This is a genomic window from Streptomyces sp. NPDC053076, assembly GCF_044546845.1.
Taxonomy (GTDB): Bacteria; Actinomycetota; Actinomycetes; order Streptomycetales; family Streptomycetaceae; genus Streptomyces.
On the sequence record NZ_JBITZL010000008.1, the window covers coordinates 1 to 17,339 of the forward strand.

The window sequence follows — 17,339 nt, forward strand, 5'->3', positions numbered from 1 at the left end:
CGCGCCAGAACGCGGCGGAGGCGGTGCCGTCACCGTCGCGAGCGTCGTCGTGCACGGCGCGGATGTCACCGCCCGCGCACAGGCCGCGCTCCCCCCCCCCCGTGCGGCTGGAGCACGCGGTCGGCGACCGAGTACCCGGTCGGCCGGCGGTCGTACGGCGTCCAGCACGACCTGGCGGGTGGCCGGGGGTCGGGGCCGCAGCGTCGGAACCGGTGCCGGGCCGCAGCGTCGGAACGGGTGCCTGGCTCGGTCAGCTCCGCGAGGGGCGTCCGGGTCCGGACCGCACGGGTGTCGGCGTCGTACACGTCGCCGTAGGTCCCTGGGTGACCGGCGGCCTGGTCACCTCCGCTCACCACTCCGCCGTCTGTGACTCGCGGCCGACGGGAACCTTGGACGTCCTCAGGCAATCGTTCATAGCGTAGGCGTCACTCGGGCCGGCTTCTCGTCCTTGTGGCGTCGCCCCGGGGAGAAGGACCTGGGAGTCGCACAGGTGAGAAGGACCTGGGGCTGAAAGGGTCTGTCGTGGGACTGGAGGAGATCTTGGACGAGCCTCGTCGGCGTGATGCGCAGTCGCCGCCCGCACTGCGCCCCGGGGCGGGCCACCGTACGGAGGCCGGTATGTCGCACAGCATCCGGTTCGCCGTCCTCGGCCAGCTGCGGGCCACCCGCGCGGAGCGCACCGTCCACGTCGGTTCGCCGCAACAACAGGCGATGCTGGCGGTGTTGCTGTTGCGTTCCGGACGGGCCGCCTCGATGCCGGAGCTCATCGACGGGGTGTGGGGCGACGAGCCGCCGCACTCGGCGGCGGCCATGATGCGGACCTACGCCTGGCGCCTGCGCAGGGCCCTCGACGAGTCCTCCACCCGGCCGAGAACCCTGGTCTCCGTGGGGGACGGCTACCGCTTGGTCCTGGATCCCGGCGATGTCGACGCGGTGCGGGCCGAGCAGCTCGCCGCGCAGGCGGCCGGGCACCGCTCGGCCGGGCGGCCGGCAAAGGCCGCCGAGCAGATCGGGCAGGCGCTCGCACTCTGGCGGGGAGAGCCGCTGGCCGGTGTTCCCGGACCCCACGCGGAGCAGCAGCGAACCCGGCTGGAAGAGGTCCGGTTGACACTGCTCGAAGAGCACTTCGACCTGCTGATCGGCCAGGGTTCCCCGCTGCTGGCGGTGCCCGAGCTGGGTGCTCTGGTCAGCGCCCATCCGCTGCGCGAGAGCTTCCACGCGCTCTACATACGGGCGCTCCAGCACGCCGGGAGACAGGCCGACGCGCTGGCCGCCTACCACAGGTTGCGCACTCGGCTGGCCGACGACCTGGGCGTCGAACCGAGCCGGGAGCTGCGCGCTCTCTACCAACGGCTGCTCGCCGACGACGCGTCCGCCTCGGCTCCCGCCGTGGAGGAGACCCGGGCCCGCCCCTCGGTGCGGGCCTCTGCCGGGGCTCTCCGGCGCCCGGCACCACGCACGACCGACGGCGGCGGCGAGGAGGACCCGGCCGGCAGCGGGGCGGCGGGCGCGCCCGGCGCAGAAAATCGGGCCGACGCGGCCGATCGGGCCGACGCGGTGGATGTGGCCGGCGCGGTGGATGTGGCCGGCGCGGTGAATCGGGCCGCCGCGGTGGATCGGGCCGCCGCGTTAGACCCGGCGAGCCTCCCACGCACCGGTGAGGACACCGTCCCGGCCCCTCCGGCGCCCGCGGCCACCGCCCTGCCTTCCGGCGGCCCCGGCGGCCCCGGCGGCCCCGGCGGCCCCGGCGGCCCCGGCGGCCCCGGCGGGATCTTCGTCGGCTCTCCTCCCGTCCCGGCGCAGCTGCCGGCCGGCACCGTGGACTTCACGGGCCGCTCGCCCGCACTCGAACGACTGACGCAGGCGCTGGCCGCGGAGCACGGCGACGCACCGCCGGTCGTCGTGATCACGGGCATGGGCGGGGTCGGCAAGTCCGCTTTGGCGGTACGGGCGGCGCACGCTGTCAGCGCCCGGTTCCCGGACGGCCAGCTGTACGCCGACATGCGCGGCAACCGGCACGTCCCCGCCGACGCCGGCGTGGTGCTCGCCAGCTTCATCACCGCACTGGGCGTCGCGGCGCAGTTCGTACCGGAGAGCCTGGACGACCGCGCCGGGTTCCTGCGCTCCCTGCTGAACGGCCGGCGCGTGCTGATCCTCCTGGACGACGTGCGGGACGCCGCCCAGATCTCGCCGCTGCTCCCCGGATCGGCGAGTTGTGCGGTGCTCATCACGAGCAGGTCGAGGCTGTGGGGCCTGCCCACCGCGGCCCGGGTCGACCTGGCGGCCTTCGAGGCGGACGAGGCGGTGTCGCTGCTGGGGCGCATCGCCGGTTCCGCGCGGGTGGCCGAGGACCCGGCGGCGGCACGCGAGCTGGTGCACAGCTGTGGTCTGCTCCCGCTGGCCGTACGGATCGCCGCCTCCCGGCTGGCGTCGCGACCCGCTTGGGGGGCACAGTCGCTGGCCGTACGACTGGCCGACGAGCGACGCCGGATGGCCGAGCTGCGGGCCGGCGACCTCACCGTGGCGGCGGTCTTCGAGATGGGATACCGCCAGCTGAGCGAGACCCAGGCCAGGGCGTTCCGGCTGATCGCGGCGGTCTGCGACGCGGAGATCGGCACCCCGGCCGCGTCCGTCGTGCTCGGGCTCGACGAGGACGACGCCGAGGAGCAGCTCGAATCCCTGGTGGACGCCTCGCTGCTGGACACCTCCCGCCCGGGACGGTACCGGCTCCACGACCTGCTCCGTGTGTTCGGGCAGCAGCAGGCGACGGCGGAAGAACGCCTGCTCGCGCTGGACCGGCTGCTCGACTTCCTGCTGGCCACCTCGGCCGGGGCCTTCCAGCGGGTGGTGCCCGGCGACGCGGTCGCCGCCACGCTGAGCCCCAGCCGCTCGCCGGGGCTGCGGTTCGCCGATGTGCGGGCGGCCCGGGCCTGGGCCGCCGCCGAGTCGGAAGCGGCCTTCTCCGCCGTCCTGGCCGTCGCCCGTGAGGCACGGTCGGCCGGCGTGGGCGCCTGGGGGGCGGAGCCCCGGGCCGCGGACGGTGCGCCCCTGTTGCGCGTCGCCGTGGACCTGCTGATCGCCCTGACGGCCTTCGGACCCTACGTGCAGCGCGAGCAACTGGTCCGGGCCGCCATGGCGGTGGCCGAGGCGGCCGAGGAACACGGCGATGGCCGCACCGTGGGCCGTGCCCGCTTCCTGTGCGGCAACATCGCGGTGCAGGGCACCCGGCTGGCCGGGGCCAGGGAGCATCTGCGGGTGGCCGAGACCCACTGCCGGGAGAACGGCGATGCGCCCATCCTCTGTCAGATCCTCAACGACCTCGGACTGGTCGCGCTCCTCCAGCATGACCACGAGGAGGCCGTGGAACGCCTGGACGAAGCGGTCCGGCTCGCCCGTGAACTCGGCCAGCGGTCCGGCGAACTGGCGACGACGGTGAACGCGGCCCTGGCCAGGCTGCGCTGCGGGCGCGCCGAGGAGGCCCGGCGGGCGTGCGAGAGCGCGCTGGCCGAGCTACGGGCCGCCGCGGACCATCAGGGCGTGGCCTACGCGCTGTCCGTCCTGGGACTGTGCATGCACGAACTCGGGCAGTACGACGAGGCGGTGGCCCGCTACACGGAGTGCCTGAGCGTGTGCCGGGCGATGGAACTGCACGGCCGGGAGGCGCAGGCCCACTACCGGCTGGCCGACACCCTCCGGGCCATGGGCCGCCCGGCGGAGGCGGCGGCCGCGGCCGGGCAGGCGGTCACCCGTTGCGCGGACGGCCGTTCCGAGCGCGACCGCGGGCACGCGCTGGTCGCGCTCGGCCGGGCACTCGCCGACCTCGGCCGGACCGCGGAAGCGGCGGCCCGGCTCCTCGAGGCCGCCGCGGTCTTCACCCGGCTCGGGCTCCCGGACGCGGCGCACGCGACAGCACTGCGGGAAGCCCTGACCACGTGACAGCGGGCGCAAGCCCTGCGGAAGCCCTGACCGCGCGACAGCGGGCGCAATCCCCTACGGAAGCTCTGACCGCGCGACAGCGGGCGGAAGCACTACCGGATGCCCTGACCGCGTGACAGTGGCCCGAAGCGCTACCGGAAGCCCTGACCGCGTGACAGTGGCCCGGGCTCGGCCTCTTCGTCCGTTCAGCTCCTGGGCGGGGGCTGCGAAACGGTGTTGTTCCAGTCCTCCGGACCCCCGGCGAAGACGTGGACCCCGGCCGGCCCGTCGCCGTGCCGGTACTCCGTCATGGCGTGGGCCACGACGGCGGACGCCGCCGCGGACAGGAGCGCGGCTGCGACCAGGCCGACGGCGGCCCTGGCGCGTGCCACCGCTCGTACGGGGCGTCCGTCCGGTCGCCGGACGGCCTCATGGGAACTGTGCATGCCGCATCTCCTGCTCTTCCGTGCTGCCTCGCCGGTGCGAAGGCAGCACCACCGTCGCAGGCTCCGATCTACATCCGATCTACGGCGCCCCATCCACGGCCGGACAAGGGGATCCGGCCGTCAGTCGTGCAGGAAGACGTCCCCCCTCGCGATCGAGTAGTGCAGCGACAGCAGGCGGAAGGGCAGCCGGAGCAGCAGGGCCAGTGCCCGCACCCGCTCCTGCTGGGCCGCGTAGAAGTCGTCCAGGACGTTGATGTGGATCACGCCGGGACCCGCCTCCGCGAGCACGTCCCGCACGAGGGCGAGGACGCCGGGATCGGCGGACTCCCATCCTGTGACGGGGGCGAACGTCCGTTCCAGGTCGGCCAGTCGGCGTGCGGTCTCCTGGTGGTCCCACCCGGCGTCCAGGATGTCGGCGATGGCTCGATGCGGGTCACCGGGCAGCCCGAAGCGGTCCTGGAAGTAGGCGTCGAAACGGGCGGGATCGGTGCGGTAGGTGAGCAGGGCCGCCTCCAGCAGCAGGCCGCCGGTGCTTCGCGCCGGCCGGGCGTCGGCCACCAGTTCCCGGAAGCAGCCGTCGCCCAGATCGATGAACAGACCGGCGCCGTGCCGCTGCACTCTGTGCCCCACGTCCAGGGTGAGCAACCGGTCGTACAGGACGGCCGCGATCGACCGGACGAGCGGGCTGGACCCGGGGACCAAGGCGAGCGGTGACGGGGGCAGCCGGAGCCGCAGATAGGCCCGGTAGTCCCTGGGCGACAGCCGTACGAGCGGGCCGTCGTCGTCCATCTGCGCCGCTGCCAAGGGCACCGACGGCGCCCCGTCGAGGAGTCGGCGCAGGACGGCGCCGCCGATGGCGGTGGCGGTTTCCTGCTCCGGACCCAGCGCACGGTCCAGACGCACGTGGCCGGACGCGACACTGGCAACGGCCCATCCGCGAAAGGCGCCGACGAGGCGGGCGGCGACGAGGTCCGCGGCACGCCGCGCCGACCGGCTCAGACCCGGCGGCTGCGCGGAGGCCGGGGAGTACACCAGTGCCCGCGCCGGAGCCGCGGTGGCGCGCTCGGCGACCACCTCGACGATTCCCCGGGCGAGCGCCCGGACGGTCACCGGATCGCCCGCTCCGGCCACCAGGATCTGCCCGTGTGCGGGGACGGGGTCCACCGAGGGGAGCCGGTCACGGCACAGCCGTATCGGATCGCGTCCCTGGTGCGGCCACGGCCGGTAGGCCCACCGCACCGTCTGCGGAGCGCCGTCGTGGGTCACCAGCAGGAAGTCGAGTGCCTCACCCGGTTGCTCCTGGTGGACGTGGGCCCACAGCACCCAGGCCGCGTCCGAGGGGGCGAGGCAGGGACGCAGGTCGTGCAGCAGGGCGGCGATCCGGCGGGCGGACCGGAGCCGTTCACCGGCCACGAGCAGGGCATAGCCGCGATCGGGCGGGCTGATCAGAACGGTCGCGCGGTCCACCTGTCGGTCGATGCGAGGGCCCGCGATGACGGGCCCGGGTAAGGGGGGTTCGCGGGGCAGGCGGGAGCGGATCGTGGAGAGCGACGCGGCGAGCGCCTTCAGGGAGGGCGGGAGGGGATCCGGGCCGGACGGCGTGCCCGCCGCCCCGGGCGGCAGGTCCCGGTCGCGGGTGGCACAGCACAGGTCGTCGTCCGGGCGGCGCGCGGGGCTCTGCGAGCCGTTCGCTCGGCGGCGCAGCGCACGCAGGACGTCGCCCGTGTGCGCGGCTTCGCCGGGTCGCCGTCCGGTCTCCAGGAACGACAGGACGGTCTGTACGGCGCCATCGGCGAGCGGGGCGCCGGACGACGAGGCGAGCGTGTCCAGCAGCGTCGCGGGGATGTCCGGCCCGTGAGCGGCCGTCAGAGCCGTGAGGCGGAAGAGGAGTCCGGTGACCTCGCGGAGGACGTGTTCGGGGCCCGCGGCCGCGCCCGGCTCCCCCACCGGACCGGCTGCCACCTGCTGCGTCTCTCCCACCGGACCGGCTGTCAGCTCCCGCGTCTCTCCCGCCGGACCGGCTGCCACCTCCCGCGTCTCTCCCGGCGTCAGGGAGCTGCCGCGCGGGATGCGGAGGCGGTCGTGGCCGTCGAGCATCGCGTATGCCGCCAGGAGCCGACGGGCCGTGACGAGTTCCATGGAGCGGATTCTGTCGGCGGGTGATCAACGGCGCCTCTACGGGCGTCCGTCGTTGCCCGCACGCCCGTACAGCGTGCGGAGAGCGAGCGTAGACCGGGATGCCTCAAGGTCGCTTCACGGCAAGGGTGCGCCGGTCCGCTCGGGCCGCGGACCCGGGCTCCCTGAAGCGCACGAGCACGAGGAGACTCCCCCATGATCACCTCCCGCATGTCCCCCGCACCCGGAATGTCACGGCGGCGCACGTCGGCCGCCGCGGTCGTCGTCCTCCTGACGCTGGTGTGCCTGCCGGCGCTCGGGGGCGGGGCACCGACCGGGGTCGGACCAGGCCCCCGGGCCCAGGTCTCAGCGCCGGCGTCGCTCCAGGTCACCTCGTGGGAAACCGATTTCCCACCATGCTGCTGAGCGACTTGACTGCGTGTTGAACCATCTGGTTAACTTTTCGGTAACATATCCGGAAGGTTGAGTCCAGTGTCCGACATGGCGGAATTGGGGTCGCGGATCCGTCGCCAGCGCCGATTGAGGCGCATGTCGCAAACCGATCTCGCGGGCAGCGATCTCTCGCACAGCTATATCTCGCTCCTGGAGAGCGGAAAGCGCACCCCTTCGGAAGAGGTGCTGCGCCGCATTGCCGCGCGCCTGGAATGCGAGCCCGGGTACCTGCTCGAGTGTCTCGTTCCCGAACCCGCCGGCAATCTCGAGGTGGAGCTCTCCTACGCGGAGATGTCCCTGGCGAACGGCGAGCCCGAGGCGGCGCTGCACACCTTCCTCCGCGTCCGGGAGCGAGCCGGCGACGGTGGACCGGCCGACGTCCGGTCCACCGTGGGCTTCGGTGTGGCGCGATCGCTCGAGGCGCTCGGCCGCCTCGAGGAGGCACTGGTCGAGTACGAGCGGCTGCGCGAGGCCGACACGGAGAACCAGGCGCAGCCGCCGAGCGCCGGGGCGGACCTGACCGTGGTCATCGCACTGTGCCGCTGCTACCGGGAACTGGGCGACCTCGCGCACGCCGTGGAGCTGGCCGAGTCGAAGCTGGCCGACCTCCAGCGACTGGACATCCCGCCGTCCGTCACCGCGATCGAACTGATGTCGACGCTGGTGGGGCTGCACACCGAGCGCGGCGACCTGCACCGCGCCGGATACCTGGCCTCGCGCGCCATCGAGGAGGCCGAACAGCTCACCGACAACCGCGCCCGGGGTGCCGCGTACTGGAACGCCAGCCTCGTCGCCCACCGCAACGGCCGGGCGGCGGACGCCCTGACGTTCATCCGCAAGGCCCTGGCCCTCTACGCGGAGGGCGAGGACCAGCGGGCCATGGCCCGGCTGCGCAACGCCTACGCGGTGGTACTGCTGGACGCCGAGACACCGGACGCGTCCGCCGCGAAGCAGCAGCTGACCCTCGCGGAGCAGGAACTGGACCGGCACGGCAGCACCGTCGACCAGGCTTACTGCCAGACGGCCATGGCCCGTGCCGACCTGGCCCTGGACGACTCCGCGGGCGCCGCGGACCGGGCCCGGTCCGCACTGACCCTGCTGGGCACCGGGCACCGTCTGCAAAGCGCCCGGGCGCTTCTGGTGCTGGCCAGGGCCGAGCTGCGGCAGGGCCACCCCGAGCGGGCCCGGGCGGCCTGCGAGCGGGCCGCCCTCTCCCTGGAGGCGTCCGAGGCCACCCGCCAGGCCGGCTTCGCCTGGGCCGAGCTGGCCGAGATCCAGCAGGAGTCCGGGGACGAACGGGGCAGCCTCGCGGCCTATCGGGAGAGTCTGCGCTGCCTCGGGTACCGCTCCAGCACCGTTTCCGCCGTCGAACCGACTCCCGCCGCCGGCGGCTGACGCTCTCGCGCGCCCCGCCCCGCCCGTGGACCACCCGTGGTCCACGGGCTTCTTTCCTGCCCTCCCCCGTTCCGGTCGGACGCCCCGGCGGATCACCGCCATGACCGAGGCGGCGGGCATCGGCATCCCTTTGTTTGTGACTGCCTATATTGACTACGCAGTCACGGTCATGTGACCATGGTTGGGACGACGCAGCCGGACAACGACCGGGAAAGGGCGGTGCTCGCGATGAAAAAAGCGGAACCCACCCCTTCCGTCCGACAGGGCGTCACGGTCCTCGGAATGTCCGCGGGAGTCGGCAAGACCGGCGTCTCGATCGGCATTCTGCGCAATCTCTCTCGTCGGGGCACCCGATGCGCTCCGTTCAAGGCGGTCGCCGTCGTCACACCCGACGAGTACGCGGGGCGGTCGCTGCCGCCCTGGCGGCGGGGCGTGGTCCAGAGCTGCGCGGCCGCCGGAGTGGCCCCCCACTGGTGGCACAACCCCGTGCTGGTGGACCTCTCCGCCCCGCACGCCCCCGAGGGTGATCTCTATGTGCGCGGCCGGCGTGTGGGGCGGGTCCCGGTGACCGGGGCGGACCGCCTCGATCTCGGCTCCCTCCCGGACCTGCTGCGCCGTCGTTGCCAGGAGGCGGTCGAGGAGGGCTTCCAGCGTCTCGCCGCCCAGGTGCCGTGGCTCCTCGTCGAGGGCGCCGCGGGGGTGGGCGACCTGCCTGCGGACGCCGACCTGGCGAACCAGATCCTTCCCGAGCGGGCGGGGCTGCCGGTGGTCGTCGTCACCAGCTCCCGGCACCCGGATCCCGATGACGCCTCCCGGCTCGCGGATCGGCTGACCCCGGCTCTGCGCGCTCTCCTGCTCGGCTTCGTGCTCAACCGGGTGAGCGACCGCCCGGCCGCCGACGCCGCGGCCGGTCGGCTCACGCGTGCCACGGGCCTGCCCGTGCTCGCACGGATCACCGACGCACCACCCCCCATCGGGTACGACGGCTCACCGGAGAAGATCGACCTCATGTGCGAGTACCGCGCCGCGTGCGTGGGCGAGTCGGGGCTGATGCGTCTGCTCGGCGCAGCGCCCCTGGTCGGCACCGGCCCCGTGGAGGCGCTGCGATGAACGCCGTCGAGGTCCTCGGGCTGCACCGGAGTTTTCCGCCGTCGCGCGGCGGGGGAACCGCGCGCATCGCCCTGGACGGCATCGACCTGGCGGTCGGCGAGGGCGAGGTGCACGCGCTGCTCGGCCCCAACGGAGCGGGCAAGACGACTCTCTGCAAGATCCTCGCCACCGTTCTGGTGCCCAGCGCGGGCAGTGCGCGGATCCTCGGACACGACGTGGTGCGCGAACTCGCCGCGGTCCGCCCGCTGATCGGATGCGTCTTCGGCGGCGACCGGGGTCTGTACGGCAGGCTCTCCGCCCGGCGCAACCTGCACTACTGGGGCGCCCTGTACGGCGTACCCGGCCGCGAGATCCGGCGGCGCGCCGCGGAACTCCTGGACCGCTTCGGCCTCCTGGCGCACGCCGACGAGCGTGTGGAGACCTTCTCGCGTGGCATGAAGCAGCGCCTCCACCTCGCCCGCGGACTCATGCACGGCCCACGTGTCCTGCTGCTCGACGAGCCGACCACGGGAATGGACCCCGTCGCGGCCCGCGACTTCCGTGCGCTGATCGGCGAGCTGCGCCAGGAAGGGCGATCCGTCCTGCTCACCACCCACGACATGGCGGAGGCCGAGGCCGTCTGCGACCGGGCCACACTCATCGACGGCGGGCGCGTCCTGCGTACGGCGACCCCCCGTGAACTCGGCTCGCTCCTGTCCCGGCACGAACGCATCGAGGCGGCCGGTGTCCCGGAGGAACTCGTCGGGCAGCTCCGGGCCCGTCCCGGCGTGCTCACGGCCGGCACCGGTCCACGCGGCACCACCCTGATCGAGGTGAGCGACCGTCAGGCGCTCGCACCCGTCCTTCGGCTCCTGGTGGACGCCGGTGTCACCGAACTGGCCACCTCGCGCCCAGGACTCGAAGAGGTCTATCTGGCACTGATCGGCGAGCGCGGCATGGAGGTCCTCCGATGAGACCCTTCCTGGCCGGCCTGAGCCTGCAGGCCGCCCTGCTGCGCCGCTCCCCCGGCGAACTGCACACGCTGGCGACCGTGCCGTTGTACACCCTGATCCTGCTGGCGATGACCGACGACCCCGCCCGGCCCGGCATCGGCGCCAACGCGGTCATCGCCCCCACGCTGATGGCGCTGTGGTCGTTGGGGCTGTTCACCGCGGGGGATCTGATCGACCGGGACCGCTACAGCGGCACCCTGGAACCCACGGTGGCGGCCCCCGCGCCGCTGGCCCTGGTCGTCGGCGGACGCATCTGCGCCGTGACCACGGCGGGTCTGCTCGCCTTCGCCGAGGCATGGGCCGTGGGCCTGTGCTTCGGAGTCCGCCTGACGCTGCACCACCCGCTCGCGCTGGTCGCCGGCATCCTCGCGTCCTGTCTCACCACGGCGTGCACCGCGGCGATGATCGCAGCGGTGCTGGTGCTCACCCGGCGCGGGCGGCCCTACCAGAACTCGCTGAGTTTCCCCTTCTATCTGCTGTCCGGCATCGTCGTACCCGTCGGTGTGCTCCCCGACTGGTTGCGTCCGGTCAGCCGCCTGATCTATCTGTCCTGGTCGGCCGATCTGCTGCGGTCCGCCTTCCAGCCGGACGAGCCCGGGCAACTGCCCGTGCAACTGCTGGCGCTGGGCCTGCTCGCGGCGGCCGGTCTGGGCGGCGCCACCCTGCTGCTGCGCCGTGTGCTCGTCCGCGTGCGGGTCCTCGGCACCCTGGGGCACGCATGACACCCCGCCCGCGCCACAAGGCGCTCACCATCCTGCGGCACGGCAGCGCGATCGCCCTGGCCGAACTGGCCGCCGTCCACACCTGGCGGACCTGGCTGTTCGGCTGGCTGGTCCGGATGCTCAGCCAGGTGGTGTTCTTCACCCTCGCCGGACGGCTGACCGGCGCCGGCGGCGACGAGAAGTTCCTGGTCATCGGCAACGCCCTGATGGTCTGCGCCATCGAGGCCACCATGGTCGTCGCCTCGAGTGCCTGGGAACGCTCGCTCGGCACCCTTCCGCTGCTGGTCGCGGCACCCTCGCAACTCGCCTGGACCTTCGTCGTGCGCAGTCTTCAGTGGATCGTCAGCGGTACGGCCACCTCGTCGGTCGCGCTGTTCGTCCTCGGGCCCGCCTTCGGGCTGCGCTGGACCCCGGGCACCGTGCCGGTGGCGTGGGTGCTGATCGTGCTGACGGCACTCGGAACCTACTGCTTCGGGCTCACGCTGGCCGCCCTCGTGGCCGACCGGCCGACCCTGCGCAACGTCGTCGCCAACACCGCCTACCTCGGCATGATGGCGGTCTGCGGGGTACAGGTTCCGACCGGCTACTGGCCCGGCCCCGTCCAAGCGGTGGCCCAGGCACTGCCGTTGACCCACGAACTCGCCGCGCTGCGTGCCCTTCTCGACGACGCTCCGGCCGTGCGGGTGCTGCGGCATGCCTCTCTCGGCGCGGCCATCGGGGCCGGCTGGCTGGCCGTCGCCGTCCTCGCCTTCGGCCGGGTGGCACAGCGCGGACGGCGCACCGGAACCATCGAGTTCGGCACATGACCACCCGGCCACGGTGCGCTCGACCACCGGACACGCGGCTCGCGCGCACACGGCCGCAACGGCTCATGCCCCACCCGCGAGCCCGCTCCATGTGCCCCTGAGCGGCGCATGGACCTTCGAACCACCGGTACCGCGCCCACGGTGCGAGCACCGGCGGCCGGCCGAAGGCTTTCGCCCGGCAGGCCATCGTCCCCCGGCCCCGACCCCGAGAGAGGAGGTGCACCATGGAGCGCAACCACGTCACCCTTCTTCGTCCCCGCCTGGACAAGATCAAGGTGAAGCCCGTCAAGTAATGCCCCGCTGCCGGGAAGCCGCCGTGCTTCCCGGCAGCGTCTGTCCGTCCACCGGCATGGTCCGCCGTGCGCCCGGCGGACCATGCCGCGATCCGCTGAGCGAGGGTGTATGAGCACGATGATCAGTGACCTGCCGGTTGCGGTGATCGGCGAGAGCGACGGGCGTTGGCGAACCACGACGCTCTGCCTGGCCGTCGACTTCGGTTCCCGTGACGATCCGCCCGGCCGGGGCGGCACAGCCCATCTGCTGGAGCACGTGCTGATGTCGGCGCCCGTCGACGGTGGCCGCTCGCTCAGCGAACGCGTCGAGCGGCTCGGCGGCCAGGCGAACGCCACCACCGGCCTCGACCGCATGTTCTTCCAGGCCCAGGTGCTGGGCGACCATGTTCCGGAGGTGGCCCGCCTCCTCACCCGGGCCGTGCTGGACCCGCGGCTCGACGAAGCCGTGCTGGAGACCGAGCGCCAGGCGGTGCTGCAGGAGTTGGCCGCCGCGGCCGCCGACCCCAGCGACACGGTGCAGGACGCCTTCCTCGCTGCCTGCTTCCCCGGCCATCCGCTGGGCCGCCCGGTCGGCGGAACCGACGAGGCCGTGCACGCACTGGAGTCGGCGGACGTGCTCGGCGTGCACCGGGACGTCCTTCTCCGCCGGCGCATGACCTTGGTCTGTACGGGAGGAACCGCGCCCGGCGAGGTCGCGGAGCACCTCGCCGGCACTCCCTTCGCCCGGCCCCCCGCGGCCGGCCCGTCGACCGCGGCGGAACCGGTGGCCGATCTCGCGGCGCGGCCCTGGGCCCCCCAGGGCGCGGGTGCCGATCCGGACGGGTTCTCCTGGTTCGCGACCGGGAGCCGTGCCCCGTCCACGGGCGATCCCCGGCGCCATGCCTTCACCGTCCTCGCCCACCTGCTCGGGCCCTCCCCCGCCTCGCTGCTCTACCGCAGGCTGCGGGGCCAGGAGGGTCTGGTCTACGCCTTCTTCACCTGGTCGCGCGGCTACACGGAGACCGGAGCCTGGCGCGTCATGGCCGGGGTCGAGAACCGTAATCTTCGGCGCGCGCAGGAAGTCGTCCGCGAGGTGCTGCTGGAGGTCGCCGGGCATGGTCCCGATCCGGAGGACCTCGCCGTGGCCCGGCGTCAGGCGGTGACGGACCTGGTGACCACGGCCGAGCGTCCCTGGGACCATGCGATGGCCCTGAGCCAGGAGACCGGGCTGGGCGCCCGGCCGTGGTCCCTCGAGGACGGCATCCGCGCTCTGCAACGGGTGACGGCGGAAGAGGTACGTCTGGCGGCCACGGCCGTGACCGGGCGTCAACTCACCGTCGTACGGCCGGAGCCGGCATGATCCCGGCGGGCCCCGGCCCCGGGGACGCCGACCCCGCCTACCTGGCGGCCTGCCGGGACGCCGGCCTGCTCGTGGACATCGGAGCGGGGCACTGCGTGCTCGGGACGACCCGGGATCCGCTGAGCGGCCGGGACTACTGCCTCGTCGAGTACGCCCACCCGGCTCCCGCGTCGTCGCAGGCGGCCGAGGCGCTGCGCAGGCGTGCCGCGGCCGTCCATCCCGGCACCTGCGGAGTGCTGCTGCGCACCGCCCCCGACGTCCGGCTGTGCGCGCCCTGGACCCCGCACCTGACCTACCTGCGCCACGACCCGCCGGATCACGCCACCGGCGGCGACACGGTGTCCGGTGCCGCTTGCGGTGTCACGGTCGGTCCGGCGGCCCCGGAGCACGGCGAGCGGATCCGCGCCTGGATCGCGGACGCCTTCGAAGCCGGCGCGGCCCACCAGGACGCGCCGGTGCGGCGCGAGGAGGCGGAGGCGCAGGCCGACGCGATCATGGCCGCGCCCGGGCGGTTCAGCCTCGTCGCCGTGGCCGGCCGCGAACCCGCCGGCCACGCGACGCTCCTGCCGTTCACCGACGAGGTGACCGGCACCGCCTATCTCGAACTCATCGACACCCTGGTCGCCGCCCCCTTCGACATCGGCGCCGTCACCGGGCTCCTGGTCGAGGCCGCGCTCGCCCGGGCCGCCCGCGCCGGCGTTCCCCTGCTGGGCAACGTGGTGCACGGCGGCGCGACCGGCGCCCCGGAGCACGGCGCCCGCATCGTCGCCTCGCTGCACCGGCGGGGCTGGCGCACCGAGCACGTCTACTGGCACGCCCCGAACCCGACCGACCCCTCAGGGAATCGATGTGACCGCCCGCGACCACCGCGATGACTCCCGTCCCGCTCCCCACCGTGATCCCCGCCCGGTGCCGGATCTGGCCTTCTTCCGCCGCCTCCTGGACCTGCCGGAGGACGCCACGCCCTATGAGGTGGTGACGGGGGCCGGCCGCGTCTCGCAGGCATTCCGGGCCCTGGTGATGACGGCGGCGGCCCGGGAGGGTGTCATCGGCACCGGCTCCGCGGACGAGTTGCGGCGCCGGGCGGAGCGCACCGCCTTCTACGCCCGGGTGCAGCGCCGCTGCGAACCGCTGGGCGCCCGCCCCCTCAAGGGGCTCTCGCTCGCCGCGTGGTACCCGGACGACCTGCCCAGGCCGATGAACGACCTCGATCTGGTCGTACCGGACACGGCCGCCCTGTGGCGGGTCGTCACCACCCTCGTGGCCGAGTACGCGCCCCGGGAGATGGACCTGACGGTTCTCGACGGCGAGGCCCGGCACCTCGTGGTGGCCCTCTCCTGGCCGGGCGCGGACCCGCTGCTGGACTACGAGACCCGCGTGGAGATCCTGACCTGTGCGCTGACCGGCGACCAGGGTGCGGTACCGCTGCGGCCGAGGCTGCCGCACGACCCGCTCGCCGCGGGTCTCCTGGCCGTCGCCGAGGAGCGCTTCCAACGACCGTTCAACGGCAAGGACGTGGTCGACGTCATGATGGCGCTGGCCTCCGGACACGAGCGGGAGCTGCCGCTGCTCGCACGCACCGCCGACGAGTACCACCTCGCTCCCGAACTCAGCGAACTCCTGGAGCTGTTCGCCGGCACGGTCCCCGACGCGGGGCGAGCGCCGTCCGGTCTCGGCACGCTGCTCACGGCGCTCGCCGAGGCGTCCGCGCGCGAGCTGCGGCGACGCGAGGAATGGCGGCAGGGGCGAGGGACGGCGGACGCACCGGATCGGGGCGCACTGCGCCACGGCATGCGGCTCACCCCCGTCGAACCCGGCCCCCGCCCGCACCGCGCCACGGATGCCGCCACGCTGCGTCCCTTCGACGGCGGCACCCTGCTGCTGACCCCGGTCGCCGACTTCCTGCTGGTGACCGGGGCCCTGGTCGATCCGGCGTTGTACGACGCGGCGACGAGCGCTCTGGCGGTCAGTCCAGCAGCCCCAGTGAACTGAGCAGTGTCCCCAGGCAGTCCGCGTCGGCCGTGCCGAACGGCCGCTCGGGACGCTCCGTCCGTCCTTCCGAGGCGACGCCGCCCTTGCGTTCCGCGAACGCGGTGAGGTCACGGTTGAGACGCACCGCGTACTCCCCGACGGCCGGTCCCCTGAGCAGCAGTGACACGGTTCCGGCCGCCGCGGTCGCGGAGTGCACGGTCTGCGGGGGCAGGACGTAGGAGCTGCCCGCCGACTCGGTGCGCTCCAGCAACGGCCGTGCCGGGCCGCCCTCCTCGGCCAGCCGCCGCTCCACGTCGGCCACCTCGCCGTAGAGCCGGTGGACGTAGCTGCCGTGCAGGATGGTGGAGGCGAAGGCCCAGCGATGGTTGTGCGGCCGGCCGTGTGGGTCCTTGTCGCCGCCCGCCCAGTGCTGCAGACGCAGCCGCGCCCCCGAGGACGGGTCCTCGTAGAGCACCATGCGGTTGCCCCAGGGCCTGACCTCGGAGAGGCCGAGCAGCCGCGGGTCGGTCCGTGCGGAGCGCAGCAGTCCGGCCAGCCGGTCCGGGCGGGCGAACCGGCGCAGGGCGTCCTCGAGGGCTCGGGCGGTCCACGCCGCGTCGCGCCAGTCGACCTCGGACAGGCGCGGCTCAGGCATGGGCGTGCGGACCGGCGGGCTGCGGCTGCGGCAGGGTGTACTGCCGGGCGATGCCCCGGGCGTAGGCGTCGCTCAGCCGGCGGCCGTCCGGAACGGTGAGCCACATCCGCATCAGGTGGCGCTGCTCGTCGGGCCCGGTGCCGTTCTCGAAGCCGTCCCGGGCGTGCAGGACGGTGTGGTTGTTGACGTATTGGACGTCACCCGGCACGAGGTCCATGGACAGGGCGATCCCGGGCTCGCCGGCGATGGCGTCCATCAGTTCCAGTGCGTCCAGCTGCTGTCGGCTCGGCTCGGGGGGTGCCTGGTCGCCGGCCGGCTGGAGGTAGGCGGACTGCCCGTTGGCGGCTGCCCTGCGGCGCCAGGACGGCCGGCGGCGGAAGGACAGTTTGCCGTCCAGCCAGGAGATGTGCGAGGCCGCGTAGTAGGGGACGCGGTCGCCGTCGGTCTCGTCCTTGTTGTTCATCCAGAACGGTTCGTAGAGGCCGTCGACGAGGTCCGGCCGGCGGCGCAGCAGTTCGTTGTAGACGGTGACCGAACTCGCCACGCGCGAGGCGCCTCCCGTGCGGGACCGGCCGACGCACAGCAGGGACACGATGTCGCACCAGTCGGTGTGGAAGGGCAGTTCCACGTTGGTCTGGTAGGCGAACCGGTCGGGGCGCGCGGGGCCGTCCTCACGGACGTGGGCCAGGTACAACTCCCGTTTGTCCTGCGGGGTCGGGACGCCGATGGCGCAGGACAGCGCCCAGTACATGAGGGCGAGCCGCTCCTGTGACTGGCCGGCCACCGGCATGCCGCGCACGAGCAGCACCCCGGGGCCGTCCTCCAGGTGGCGTCGCCAGTCCGCGGCCTTCGCCGCGAGGCGGGGCAGGCGCAGGTCCTCGGCGGGGATGTGGTGCAGCGGGCGGGACCCGGCGGCCGACCGGGCGGCCAGAGCGGTGAGTTCGTCCACGTCCTGGTCGGTGAGGCGGACCTGCCAGTCGCCGGGGCGGGAGGCCATGCGGTCCCCATGCCAGGCGGCCGGGGAGTCGAGCGGAGCACGCAGGACCGGGCCTGCCGTGAGGTCGGGTTTCATAAGTCGACGCTAGCCGTCGGCGCCGGTTTGTGACAAGTAATTGTGACTCTGGTGT

13 protein-coding genes are annotated in these 17,339 nt (G+C 73.7%); 9 read left to right on the forward strand and 4 right to left on the reverse strand.

Annotated elements, in window-relative coordinates; genetic code table 11:
• The first annotated feature begins 618 nt into the window (after nt 1-618).
• The gene (locus tag ACIGYR_RS28620) at nt 619-3,936 is read left to right on the forward strand and encodes an AfsR/SARP family transcriptional regulator (protein ID WP_399607007.1); all 3,318 of its coding nucleotides are present in this window, start codon (nt 619-621) and stop codon (nt 3,934-3,936) included.
• Between the two features lie 185 nt (nt 3,937-4,121).
• Here the strand turns inward: ACIGYR_RS28620 and ACIGYR_RS28625 are convergent, their stop codons facing one another.
• Both ACIGYR_RS28625 and ACIGYR_RS28630 read right to left on the reverse strand, forming a co-directional pair.
• Nucleotides 4,122-4,361 (reverse strand): hypothetical protein, encoded by a 240-nt coding sequence (locus tag ACIGYR_RS28625; RefSeq protein WP_399607010.1) that lies wholly within the window; start codon nt 4,359-4,361, stop codon nt 4,122-4,124.
• Between the two features lie 120 nt (nt 4,362-4,481).
• Complete coding sequence (locus ACIGYR_RS28630; protein ID WP_399607012.1) at nt 4,482-6,500, reverse strand: hypothetical protein; 2,019 nt, start codon at nt 6,498-6,500, stop codon at nt 4,482-4,484.
• 477 nt (nt 6,501-6,977) lie between these two features.
• Between ACIGYR_RS28630 and ACIGYR_RS28635 the strand changes: the two genes are divergently transcribed.
• From ACIGYR_RS28635 to ACIGYR_RS28670, 8 genes are all read left to right on the forward strand, one after another.
• Nucleotides 6,978-8,324: a helix-turn-helix domain-containing protein gene (locus ACIGYR_RS28635; protein WP_399607014.1), complete on the forward strand. Its 1,347-nt coding sequence runs from the start codon at nt 6,978-6,980 to the stop codon at nt 8,322-8,324.
• Nucleotides 8,325-8,552: 228 nt separating this feature from the next.
• Complete coding sequence (locus tag ACIGYR_RS28640) at nt 8,553-9,434, forward strand: hypothetical protein (RefSeq protein WP_399607016.1); 882 nt, start codon at nt 8,553-8,555, stop codon at nt 9,432-9,434.
• Nucleotides 9,431-10,387 carry an ABC transporter ATP-binding protein gene (locus ACIGYR_RS28645; protein WP_391843867.1) on the forward strand — a complete coding sequence of 319 codons (957 nt, stop codon included), beginning with the start codon at nt 9,431-9,433 and terminating at the stop codon, nt 10,385-10,387. The genes ACIGYR_RS28640 and ACIGYR_RS28645 overlap by 4 nt, the downstream gene beginning before the upstream one ends.
• Nucleotides 10,384-11,148 carry an ABC transporter permease gene (locus tag ACIGYR_RS28650; protein WP_399607019.1) on the forward strand — a complete coding sequence of 255 codons (765 nt, stop codon included), beginning with the start codon at nt 10,384-10,386 and terminating at the stop codon, nt 11,146-11,148. Before ACIGYR_RS28645 ends, ACIGYR_RS28650 begins: the two co-directional genes overlap by 4 nt.
• On the forward strand, nt 11,145-11,954 hold the full coding sequence (locus ACIGYR_RS28655) for an ABC transporter permease (protein ID WP_399607022.1): 810 nt from the start codon (nt 11,145-11,147) through the stop codon (nt 11,952-11,954). The genes ACIGYR_RS28650 and ACIGYR_RS28655 overlap by 4 nt, the downstream gene beginning before the upstream one ends.
• Nucleotides 11,955-12,356: 402 nt before the next feature.
• Complete coding sequence (locus tag ACIGYR_RS28660) at nt 12,357-13,586, forward strand: M16 family metallopeptidase (protein WP_399607024.1); 1,230 nt, start codon at nt 12,357-12,359, stop codon at nt 13,584-13,586.
• Complete coding sequence (locus ACIGYR_RS28665; RefSeq protein WP_399607027.1) at nt 13,583-14,461, forward strand: hypothetical protein; 879 nt, start codon at nt 13,583-13,585, stop codon at nt 14,459-14,461. The genes ACIGYR_RS28660 and ACIGYR_RS28665 overlap by 4 nt, the downstream gene beginning before the upstream one ends.
• Nucleotides 14,436-15,578 (forward strand): hypothetical protein, encoded by a 1,143-nt coding sequence (locus tag ACIGYR_RS28670; RefSeq protein WP_399607030.1) that lies wholly within the window; start codon nt 14,436-14,438, stop codon nt 15,576-15,578. Before ACIGYR_RS28665 ends, ACIGYR_RS28670 begins: the two co-directional genes overlap by 26 nt.
• On the opposite strand, the gene ACIGYR_RS28675 is transcribed toward ACIGYR_RS28670, so the two are convergent.
• Complete coding sequence (locus tag ACIGYR_RS28675; protein ID WP_399607033.1) at nt 15,553-16,212, reverse strand: hypothetical protein; 660 nt, start codon at nt 16,210-16,212, stop codon at nt 15,553-15,555. The two genes, ACIGYR_RS28670 and ACIGYR_RS28675, sit on opposite strands and share 26 nt — an antisense overlap.
• Nucleotides 16,205-17,284: a TauD/TfdA family dioxygenase gene (locus ACIGYR_RS28680; RefSeq protein ID WP_399607035.1), complete on the reverse strand. Its 1,080-nt coding sequence runs from the start codon at nt 17,282-17,284 to the stop codon at nt 16,205-16,207. The genes ACIGYR_RS28675 and ACIGYR_RS28680 overlap by 8 nt, the downstream gene beginning before the upstream one ends.
• Nucleotides 17,285-17,339: the final 55 nt, after the last annotated feature.